The 9,890-nt window shown below is 71.0% G+C and carries 9 protein-coding genes and 1 tRNA gene; 3 read left to right on the plus strand and 7 right to left on the minus strand.

The window, feature by feature from the left end; translation table 11 throughout:
• On the minus strand, nucleotides 1-820 hold an 820-nt coding region (locus ROTAS13_RS13290), incomplete at its 3' end, for a glycosyltransferase family 2 protein (RefSeq protein WP_075822583.1).
• Nucleotides 817-1,971: a glycosyltransferase family 4 protein gene (locus ROTAS13_RS13295; protein ID WP_058389128.1), complete on the minus strand. Its 1,155-nt coding sequence runs from the start codon at nucleotides 1,969-1,971 to the stop codon at nucleotides 817-819. The genes ROTAS13_RS13290 and ROTAS13_RS13295, both read right to left, overlap by 4 nt.
• 331 nt (nucleotides 1,972-2,302) lie before the next feature.
• Here ROTAS13_RS13295 and ROTAS13_RS13300 point away from each other — a divergent pair, with 331 nt between their 5' ends.
• Nucleotides 2,303-3,430 carry an ROK family protein gene (locus ROTAS13_RS13300; protein ID WP_019461686.1) on the plus strand — a complete coding sequence of 376 codons (1,128 nt, stop codon included), beginning with the start codon at nucleotides 2,303-2,305 and terminating at the stop codon, nucleotides 3,428-3,430.
• Between the two features lie 57 nt (nucleotides 3,431-3,487).
• The gene (locus ROTAS13_RS13305; protein ID WP_208852665.1) at nucleotides 3,488-3,772 is read left to right on the plus strand and encodes a hypothetical protein; all 285 of its coding nucleotides are present in this window, start codon (nucleotides 3,488-3,490) and stop codon (nucleotides 3,770-3,772) included.
• 82 nt (nucleotides 3,773-3,854) lie between these two features.
• On the opposite strand, the gene ROTAS13_RS13310 is transcribed toward ROTAS13_RS13305, so the two are convergent.
• From ROTAS13_RS13310 to pip, 3 genes are all read right to left on the minus strand, one after another.
• On the minus strand, nucleotides 3,855-4,742 hold the full coding sequence (locus tag ROTAS13_RS13310; RefSeq protein WP_226946134.1) for a galactosyltransferase-related protein: 888 nt from the start codon (nucleotides 4,740-4,742) through the stop codon (nucleotides 3,855-3,857).
• Nucleotides 4,743-5,488: 746 nt separating this feature from the next.
• Nucleotides 5,489-5,562, minus strand: a tRNA-Arg gene (locus tag ROTAS13_RS13315).
• 85 nt (nucleotides 5,563-5,647) lie between these two features.
• Nucleotides 5,648-6,622, minus strand: coding sequence for a prolyl aminopeptidase (pip, locus tag ROTAS13_RS13320; protein WP_026033554.1), 975 nt, complete (start codon nucleotides 6,620-6,622; stop codon nucleotides 5,648-5,650).
• Nucleotides 6,623-6,909: 287 nt separating this feature from the next.
• On the opposite strand from pip, the gene ROTAS13_RS13325 reads away from it, so the two are divergent.
• Nucleotides 6,910-7,623: a hypothetical protein gene (locus ROTAS13_RS13325; RefSeq protein WP_226946135.1), complete on the plus strand. Its 714-nt coding sequence runs from the start codon at nucleotides 6,910-6,912 to the stop codon at nucleotides 7,621-7,623.
• A gap of 16 nt (nucleotides 7,624-7,639) precedes the next feature.
• Here the strand turns inward: ROTAS13_RS13325 and ROTAS13_RS13330 are convergent, their stop codons facing one another.
• Nucleotides 7,640-8,521, minus strand: coding sequence for an alpha/beta fold hydrolase (locus ROTAS13_RS13330; protein ID WP_075822585.1), 882 nt, complete (start codon nucleotides 8,519-8,521; stop codon nucleotides 7,640-7,642).
• Nucleotides 8,522-8,742: 221 nt separating this feature from the next.
• Nucleotides 8,743-9,441, minus strand: coding sequence for a class I SAM-dependent methyltransferase (locus ROTAS13_RS13335; protein WP_026033553.1), 699 nt, complete (start codon nucleotides 9,439-9,441; stop codon nucleotides 8,743-8,745).
• Nucleotides 9,442-9,890 lie beyond the last annotated feature (449 nt).

Genomic DNA, 9,890 nt, shown 5'->3' on the forward strand with positions numbered 1-9,890 from the left:
TCGCCTTACGGTGGAGCTGTGCGTAGATGTGATCAAGAGACAGCATCTCGCCCGCCATGCCGCCGCTGGCGCGCCCCTCCTGCCGGGCGGAAACCTCGACCCAGACATCCGGCGCGTGGCGCAGCCGCCCGCCCGCACGCTCCACCGCCGCGACCAGCGCGTTGTCCTCCCCCACCGGCAGGGGTGGCACCCCGCCGGCGGCTTCGTACCAGCGGACCGGCAGGGCGAGGCTCGCCCCGGTATGGTCGCCATGGCGCGGCGGCGGGTCGTGCGGCAGGGGATCGATCGCGTGCGCCAGTTCGCGCACCGCCGACCAGTAGGCATCCACCCGCTCCCGCATCATCCGCAGCCAGCCGGGCGCCGGGTTCTCCCCGCTGTCCTCGATGACGATGCGGCCGCCCACGCAATCCGCCCCCGCCAGCGCGGCCAGGTTGGCCGCCACCCAGTGCGGCGGCGGCCGCGTGTCGGCATCGGTGCCCAGCAGGATGCCGTCCTCGACGCCTTCCTCGCGCAGCCAGGCCGCGCCCCCGGCCATGGCACGGGCCCGCGCGACGCCGACATGGGCCGTCTCCGGCGGCAGGGAAAGCTCCAGCACATGGAGGCGCAGCGCCGGATAGCGCGTCGCCAGCCCCCGCAGCACCGGGACCGTCCCGTCCGTGCAGTTGTTGGCGGCCACCACCAGCCGCAGCCGCCCGCCGTCGCGGCACAGCTCCTGCCGCGCCAGCGCGGCCACCAGCCGGGGCAGCGCCACCGCCTCGTTGCGGGCGGGGACACAGACGACGCAGCGGTCGAGGGAAAGCGGGTCGGGGATCTGGATCACGTGGCCTGGCTGCGTGCGATGCCTTCGTCCGGCGAGCCGTCGCGGCGGGAATCCATCCGGACTCCGTTCCGGCCGGACCGGCCCGCCATCTCGGCCTGCCTATGGCGCAGGATCGTGTCCCGGTACAGGGCCTCGTACCGGTCCACCATCACCCGCGCATCGCAGAAGACCTCCGCGCGGTGGCGGCAGTCGGCGCGGGACAGGCGGCCGGCCTCCGGGATGATGCGGGCCAGCGCCTCCACGTCGTCGGCCGGGGCCAGCCTTCCGGAACGCGGGTCGGTGATGTCAGGCAGGGCGCCGCGCGCGAAGCCCGCCACCGGCGTGCCGCAGGCCAGCGCCTCGGCGACCACGAGGCCATAGGGCTCCTCCCAGCGCGGAGTGCAGAGCGCCACCGCCGCCTGCCCCACGGCATGTGCCAGTCGCCGGTGGTCGAGATGGCCGAGATAGGTCACTCCCTCCCCCAGCAGCGGCTGGATGCAGTCCCGCCAGTAGTCGAGGTCGCTGACAGGGCCGGCGAAGCGCAGCGGCATGCCCGCCAGCCGTGCCGCCTGGATGGCAAGGTGCGGCCCCTTCTCCGGCACCAGCCGGCCGAACCAGATGGCGTGCGGCGGCTCGGCCGGGGTCATGACGGGGGTGAAGAGATCCAGGTCTATGCCATTGCCGATCACCGAGGTCACCGGCAGCACGGTCTCCCACATCTTCCGCACCGCCTCCGAGACCGCGATGAAGGGCATGTCCCGGTCCTCCCGGTCCAGCACCCCGTTCTCCAGCTCCAGGAAAGGCGGCGTGTGCAGGGTGGTGACCACCGGGGCGCCGAAGCGCCCAGACATGGTCAGCGGCAGATAGTGCAGCGAGTTGTTGTGGACGATGTCGAAGCCGCCGTCCTGCAGGCGCTCCACGATGCGGCGATAGGCGGTGTGCTCGGCCAGCGCCACCTGCTCGACCTCCACCGGGTTGGGGCCCGGCACGCCGGTGGGCGGACAGACGGCCTCCAGCCCCAGCCTGGCATCGGAGCCTTCCGCCGCCAGAAGCGTCACCTCGTGTCCGCGGCGTTGCAGGTGCCGGGCCAGCAGATGCGTGTGCATCTCCAGCCCGCCCGAAAACGGCTCGGCGATCGGAAACTTCAGATGCGAGATGATCGCAATCTTCATATAGCACCCCTTCCGCCTTGGGCACCGCGTGCCGGGACAGGAAGCAGGGCCGTCGCGCCGCTGGCCGGACATGCCCCCCGATCTGCCGCGGCGTCGCGGAAGGCCAGGAATATCGCGGCCCGACCGCATCAACGACAGGGACGCCGGATGGTTCCCTGCGCCCGATCCCCGCGCCCGGGTCCGCATGCCCGGCTCCCCATACCCGGCCCACGGCGCGCGCTCCCACGGCACCGTGCCCATCCCGCGGCACGCGGCCCGGTCCGCAGGCGCCCTTTGTGGCAACAGCCGTGCCGTCCGCGGCGTTACCGGAGACACCTCCGCCGGATGAACAATGCTCCATGGCACCCCCAGCGCCTCCTCCGGGACGGGCGACGACGGCCCGGACGGCCAGCCCGCCCCCGCCCTCCGTCACGGCGCGCGCAAACTGCCGGGGGTATCCGTCAGGGGCTACAATGCCGAGCTGAAGGAGGGTGGAGGCTTCATCGGCGACCGTGCCCGGCGCGACGCCTTTCTGGAGCGGCTGGAGGACTGGCGCCACCGCGCGGCGGACCCCTGGCCTGGCCAGAGCCTCGCCGAACTGGGCAAGGCACGGCTCGAACGGGCGCTGGAGGAAGGCAGCCCGCTGGAGATGGGCATCCTGCTGGCCGCCATCGAGGATTTCTCCTCCGCGCTCGCGGAGGTCATCGCCCGCTTCCTCGCCCTGCCGGACTGGAAGGGCGTGGAAGCCCTGGTGATCGGCGGCGGCTTCAGTGCCGGCCTGCTGGGACGCCTCGCCATCGGCCGGGCGGCGGTGCGGCTGCTGGAGGCCGGGCACAAGGTCTCCCTGCATCCGATCGGGCACGATCCCGACGAGGCGGGACTGCTCGGCTGGCGCCACATGCTGCCCGCCGAAGCCCTGGAAGGGCGCGACGCCTTCCTGGCGGTGGATATCGGCGGGACGAACCTGCGCGCGGGCGTGGTACGGCTGGCCGGCTGCGGACCCCGCGACCCGGCCCGGGACCAGGTCTGGGCCTCCCGCCTCTGGAAGCACGCCGCGGACCAGCCGGACCGCGACGACGCCGTGCGCGGCCTCGCCACCATGCTGCACGACCTGTCCCATGCGGCGATCCATGCCGGGCTGCGCCTCGCCCCGGTGGTCGGGATCAGCTGCCCCGGCCTGATCGACGAGGAAGGGCATATCGAGCGCGGCGGCCAGAACCTGCCCGGCGGCGACTGGGAGGAGGATCGCGGCTTCAGCCTGCCCGCCGCCCTGGCGAAGCTGGTCCCCAGGATCGGCGGCGGCGAGGCCCGCTTCCTGATGCACAACGACGCGGTGGCCCAGGGGATGAGCGAGGCCCCGGCGATGCGTGATGTCACGCGCTGGGGGGTGCTGACCATCGGCACCGGCCTCGGCAATGCCAGCTTCCGCAACCGCTCCGCCGAAACCGGCCGGGACCCGGAGGGTTCTCAAGCGGAATGACCGCCGCCATTCCGGCGCGGCACGGAAGGACAGGACGGCATGGAACCGATGAAACCCATGGAACCCATGAAGCCGATGAAGCCCATGGAGGCGACGAAGCCGTGGTGGCCGGAGAAGCTTGGCCAGCCCTCCTCCAGCGGCGGGCAGAACGGGCTGCGCTACGCCTTCTTTCCCGACGCGCACCGCTTGGCCGTGGAGAAGGACGGCGAAGTCACCCTCTACGACAGCGGCGATCACGAGATCCATGGCGTGTCGCAAAGCCAGGGTGGCGAGGAGTCCCTGACCTTCTCCAGCCAGAAGGGCTCCGTGGGCCTCAAGGAGCTGAAGAAGGCCCAGGACTGACGCTTCCGGCCTGGAGGCCGCCTCGGCGGTCCCGGGCCGCGAAGAGCCGGAAGCCCCGCGCCCTGGCCTCGGCAGGGCCCGGTCAGTAAGCCCGGTCGGGCCCGCAGGCGGCCCGGGCGATCTCCGCGGCCGCCGGATGGCGCAGGACGCGCAACGGCCCTTCGCCAGGCGGCTCGATCAGGCCGAGCCGCGCGAAATCGGCCAGCCACCCGTCCATTGGCCAGAAGCCGTGGCGCTCCCGGAAAAGCGCCGCGTTGCGCAGGATGTCCCCGAAATGCTGCAACGGCGGATCGTAGACCGTGTGGTGCTGGTGGAAGGCCAGCGTGGAGGCGGTGAAGAGAAGCCCCACCCCAGCATCCCGGGCCCGGAAGGCGAAATCCGTGTCCTCCGCCCCATAGCCCGCATAGGCCTCGTCGAAGCCGCCGAGCCGCAGGAAGGTGTCGCGCCGGACCGCGAAGCAGAGCGACCAGAACAGGCCGGTATTGGATTCGGGCCGGATGCCGCTTTCGGGAAAATGCCGGACCGTGTGGCGCAGGCCCTGGGCCAGGAGCCGGCTCTCCTCCCACGCCGCATCCCCGGGCGTCGCCCCGGCGGGCAGGTAGCGGATCTCGCAGCAGATCAGGGCATCATGTGCCAGGGCGTCCCGCGCCAGGGCCTCCACCAGCCCGGCGGCCGGGATGCAGTCCACGTCGAGAAAGACCAGCACCGGCTGCCGCGCCGCGTGCGCGGCGCGATTGCGGGCCTCGGCCAGAGGCAGGCCCCGGGACGGATGGTGGAGATGCCGCAAAGTGAAGGGCACGGTCGGCAACGGGACCGGCATCTCGTCCATGTCCACGAGAATGCATTCCTCCGGCAGGCGGGTGCCACGCGACAGGCCTTCCAGCAGGTTCCTCAGATGGGCCCGGCGCCCTTTCGCCAGGGTGAGGACGCTGACCCCGCTTCCCTCCGGCGCGGCCATCAAACCGGTCAAGGGCGCTGGGCTCGACGAAGAAGCCCGAGGGTCGGGATGGGACATGTCTATCCGGAAGAAGGGGCTGGCCCGCGAGCAGATAGAGGGCCTTCCGCCACGTGACAAACCCACGGCGCGCCCCGCCTCTCGCCACGCCGGACTGGCGGCCACCGGAAAGCGGAGATCGCCCGGTGGCATCGGGTTTTACCCCTGGCCACCAGGCGATCCGCCGGCCCGCCATTGCTGGCGGGTGAGAGACTGTGGGCCGGTCGCTACTCCGGCTGACGGAGGACGGTTCATCCGCCGTCTTATGTCCCCATGCCGAACCATGGGGGCAGCGTCATTCAGGGTTTCGGCCCCCTAGCGTGTCTGCTCTCCACGCCGCCACAGTCACAAGAGTTTTCTAGCGTAACCATTCCAGAGACACAACCAAAATTTCGAGGAAATTTGTGTAAAAAAAGATACGATTTTGCATTATGAAGCGATATTTGTAGGTCAAGCAGAACAGAAGCACTCTGAAGTTGCAGATTTCTTCCTGTTCGTTCTTGATATGAATGTGAAACAAAGACTTGGCCGGTTCTGCCCTTCTCGATCGCCAAGCCAGCACGGAACGGATCGGCGAAGGATGGATGCGCCCCGCCAGGCAACGGGCGGAGCCACCGTCGTGAGAGCCCGAAGACCGGGGCGCAGCCCCTCCCGCCGGCCACCGGCGGTGGCGGAAGGAAGACACGGCCTGAACCGACCGCTGATCTCGGAAGGAAAGGGAGTGTCCCCGGCGGGATTCGAACCCACGGCCCCCAGATTAGGAATCTGGTGCTCTATCCTGCTGAGCTACGGAGACGCACAGGCCGCTTAGCACGACCGACACCGGCCGGGAACCGCCTGCTTGCACAGCAGGGGGAGGCACAGCCACGGCGCGGCCGCGATCAGGAACGCCGGCGGAAACGCTCCACCGCCGAGACCAGCGCCGTCCGGACCCCCGGCTCCAGCGCGGAATGCCCGGCATCCGGCACCAGGGTCAGGCGTGCCCGCGGCCAGGCCTCGGTCAGCGCGAAGGCCGTGGCCGGCGGACAGACCATATCGTAGCGTCCCTGCACGATCTCCGCCGGGATCGAGGCGATACGGTCCATCCGTCCCAGCAGGCCCTCGGGCGGCAGGAACAGGTCATGGGCGAAGTAATGCGCCTCGATCCGCGCCAGGCCCAGGGCGGAACGGTCCTGCGCGAAGCTCGCGACCAGCTCCGGCGAAGGCAGCAGCGTGCTGCACATGCCCTCGAAGTTGCTCCAGGACCGGGCAGCGGAAAGATGCACCACCGGGTCGGGATCGGTCAGTCGGCGCAGATAGGCGGAAAGCAGGTCGCCCCGCTCCTCGGGCGGGACATGCTCGGCGAAGGCGGCCCAGGCATCCGGAAAGATCCGGCGCAGCCCATAGAGGAACCAGTCCACCTCCTCCCGCCGCCCCAGGAAGACCCCGCGCAGCACGCAGCCCAGCACCCGCTCGGGATGCGCCTGGGCATAGGCGAGCGCCAGGGTCGACCCCCAGGAGCCGCCGAAGAGCAGCCAGCGCTCGATGCCCAGGAAACGCCGCAGCGTCTCGATATCCCGCACCAGATGCGGCGTGGTGTTGTCGCGCAGCTCCCCCAGCGGCCGCGAGCGCCCGGCGCCGCGCTGGTCGAAGATCACCACGCGCCAGTGGCCGGGGTCGAAGAAGCGGCGATGCACAGCCCCCGCCCCCGCCCCCGGCCCGCCATGCAGGAACAGCACCGGCTGGCCCCGGGGATTGCCCACCTGCTCCCAGTACATCACGTGGTTGACCCCGTCCGCCGCGGCGCCCGAGGGCGAGAGCGGCAGCAGGCCGGTCTCGTAGGGAGAGATATCGGGAAAAAGATCGCCGCGGGGCATCGCGCCTTTGGTCACCGGAAGCATAAGGGAAGGCCATCATGCACAAGATGGTGCGCGCCCGCCATCTGCCCCCTTCGCCCGCGCGCCTCCTGCGCCTAACTTGGACCGTCATGGCGAGTTCATTCCCCACGCGCGAGCCCCGAGGCGGCAATCCGGACAACGGTCCGGGCGGCGATCCGCAGCGCCACGCCCCCGGCCGCACGGGCCCCGGGCGCCCGGGGCCCGGACGCCTGGGAAAGGACGGCCCCTTCCAGCCTGGCGCGGGACGCTCCGGCGGCAAGCCCGGCATGGTGCGCTGCGCGGTCTGCGGAACGGAAAGCCGGCAGCCCCGCGCCGTCGCGCCGCCGCCGGAACAGGCCCCGGACCTGGATCTGCGCCCCGGGGAGCCGCTGCGCTCCACCATGCGCTTCTGGCTGCAGCAATGCCCCCATTGCGGCTATGCGGCGCCCGACATCACGCGCGCGCACCCGGCCGTGGCCCAGGCCGTGGCCGCCGCCCCCTTCCGCGCGCTGGTGAACGAGACGGCGCACCCTCCCCTCGCCCGCCGCTTCCTGGGCTGGGCGCATGTGCTGGAGGAAAGCGGCGCCCTTCATGCCGCCGCCGAGGCGACGCTGCAGGCCGCCTGGGTGGCGGATGACGAAGGCCTGCCCGAACTCGCCCGGAGCTGGCGGCTGGAGGCCGTGGCGCTCTGGCGCAGCGGCCCGCCGCTGGCGCCCGAACAGGCAGTGCGCGTGGTGGACGCCCTGCGCCGCGCCGGCGCCTGGCACGAGGCCGCCCATGCCTGCCGCCTCGCCATCGCGGCCGCCACCGAAACGACGGACGAGGTCCTGGCCCTGGAAACGCGCCTGATCGCGGCCGAGGATGGCGGGCGCCATACCCTGGCCTCCGCCCTGCCGCCCCCCGCGCACCGGCCCCATATCACCCATAACGGCCCTTCCACCGCCATCGACCGGACAGCCGGCTGGTGGGGCCGTATGAAACGCTTCTTCGGCGGCCACTGACCCCCGGCCAAGCGCCTCAGCCGGCGCGGCGACCTCGGTTGTGGACCACGAAGCCACGGATGGCATCCACCAGCGCCTCGGGCTCGTCGGCGCGGATCGAATGGCTGCTGTTCTCGAAGATCCGCAGGTCGGAGCCGGGCACCAGGCGGTGGATCTCCTCCGAGAATTCCGGCGCGCAGATCCAGTCGTGCCGCCCGGCCAGGATCAGCGTGGGCGCGGTGATGCGGCCGAGTTCGGGCCGCAGGTCGAAGTTGCGCAGGAAGCCGCCCGGACGGAAGGCGCGGTTCAGCGCCTCGGGCTCGTGCAGGGTCCGCATCCGGCTGGCGGCCCCGGCGGCGGGATCGTAGCGGCGCGAATAGAGCGGCCCCATCACCTCGTAGTAGTGCCGCACCTCCTCCACCGTGCGGAAGGCACCATCCCAGAGCATGTCGCAGACGCGGCGCTGTTCCGGCGTGCCGGTCTCCTCGATGATCCGCTGCGCCCGGGGAACGAAGCCGCCATGGGAGGCGGTGACCACCAGCACCAGGTGCGACACCGCCTCGGGATAGCGGGCCGCATGCGCCTGGGCGACCATGCCGCCATAGCTGGTGCCGATGGACACGATCGGCCCCAGGCCGAGATGCCGGCGCAGCGCCTCCATGTCCTCGACATTCTCGTCGAGGTTCCAGCTCTCCGGGTCCTTCTTGCTGGAACGCCCCTGGCCGCGATGGTCGAAATAGACGAGCTGCATCCGCTCCGCGAGCGGCGTGTAGCCTGGCTTGAAGCCACTGTGGTCCCCGCCCGGGCCGCCATGGATCACCATCGCGACCGGGCGCTCGCGCATCGTGTCGCCATCGGGCACCAGCCCCATGCCTTCCACGTCGAAATAGATCTCGGTCCCACGGATGCTGGCGCGCATGCGGCCTCCTCGCCCGGGCGGTCCGCCGCCCCTGCCTGATTCCAGGCCGCGAGCTTAGCTCCCCACCGGCCCGTACGGGAATCCCGGCCTGGACGGCACCACGGACCCCGAACCCCGGACGGAAACGCGAGGGACGCCGGCCACGGAAACGGAACAGGCCCCGCCGGTATCGCCGGCAGGGCCTGTTCCGTGAAGCTGAGGACAATCCTCCCGGGCGGGGGTCAGGCCGCCAGGGCGCGCCGCAGCGTGTCGCCGTTGCGGAGCTGGACCAGCGTGAAGAGCCCCGCCGGCGGGCAGGGCTCGATCGCCTCGATCTCCGCGGTCTCACGGTCCAGCAGGGCGGAAAGCTCGAAATCCGGATGCCAGCCGAGGACGCGCGACAGCGGCGCCATGGCCCGCTCGACCCACCAGCGGGGCCCGGCCTCGGCGGCGAAATGGTTCACGAAGAGCAGGCGGCCACCGGGGCGGACGACGCGGCTCATCTCGGCATAGAGCTGCCGCGCGTTCGGCACCACGGAGGCGGTGAACATGGCCACCGCCATGTCGAAGGCGCCGTCCTGGAAGGCCATGGCCTCCGCGTCCATCTCCAGCAACCCATCCACATTGGGCAGCCGCTCGCTGGCCACGCGCTCGGCGGCCTTCTCCAGCATCTCCCGCGACAGGTCGATGCCGGTCACGCGCAGGTCGCGCCGGTAGAGCGGCAGGGCCAGCCCGGTCCCGACGCCGACCTCCAGGACCCTCGCGCCGGGCAGGCGATTGACCGCCGCCACCGCGCGCTTGCGCCCGAAAGCCGAGACGCCGCCGAAGAGCGCATCATAGACCCCCGCCCAGCGCCGATAGGCATCCCTGACCGACGAAGCATCCAACGCTGCGCGCGGATGGTCCCGGCTCACACTGCTGCGATCCACCGCCGACGACATTCTGGCCCCAAGACTGCTTCAGGAAGGGATGCGCTAGACCACCGGGGGGCGCTGCGCAAGCCATAGGCAACGCAACTGCACGCGCCTCTCACGCGCGCACAACACAGATGTGTCCTCAGGGTCTCGCTGCACGGGAGGGCGGGGCATCGTCGCTTCGTTGCAGGGACGGCTCGCCAAGGGCGGCGGGCAAGGCCGTCTCCTCCTGCTGTGTCGTGCCACCCTGGGCGGAACCGGCCGTGGTCCGCGTGGGAAGCGGTGCGCCGAGGATGCTAGCCACCAGAGCGAGGCGGATCGGGTACATCGGGTACATCTGCATGTCGGCGGCCCAACGCCGCATCGGCGCACGGGTTTCCTGTCCCGCCATCACCCGCAAGCTCGTTTCTTTTCAAGAACATGGCCGGATGGCCTGTCTCTTGATCACATCTACGCACAGCTCCACCGTAAGGCGA

This window comes from Roseomonas sp. TAS13 (assembly GCF_001950415.1).
Lineage (GTDB): Bacteria > Pseudomonadota > Alphaproteobacteria > Acetobacterales > Acetobacteraceae > Roseomonas > Roseomonas mucosa.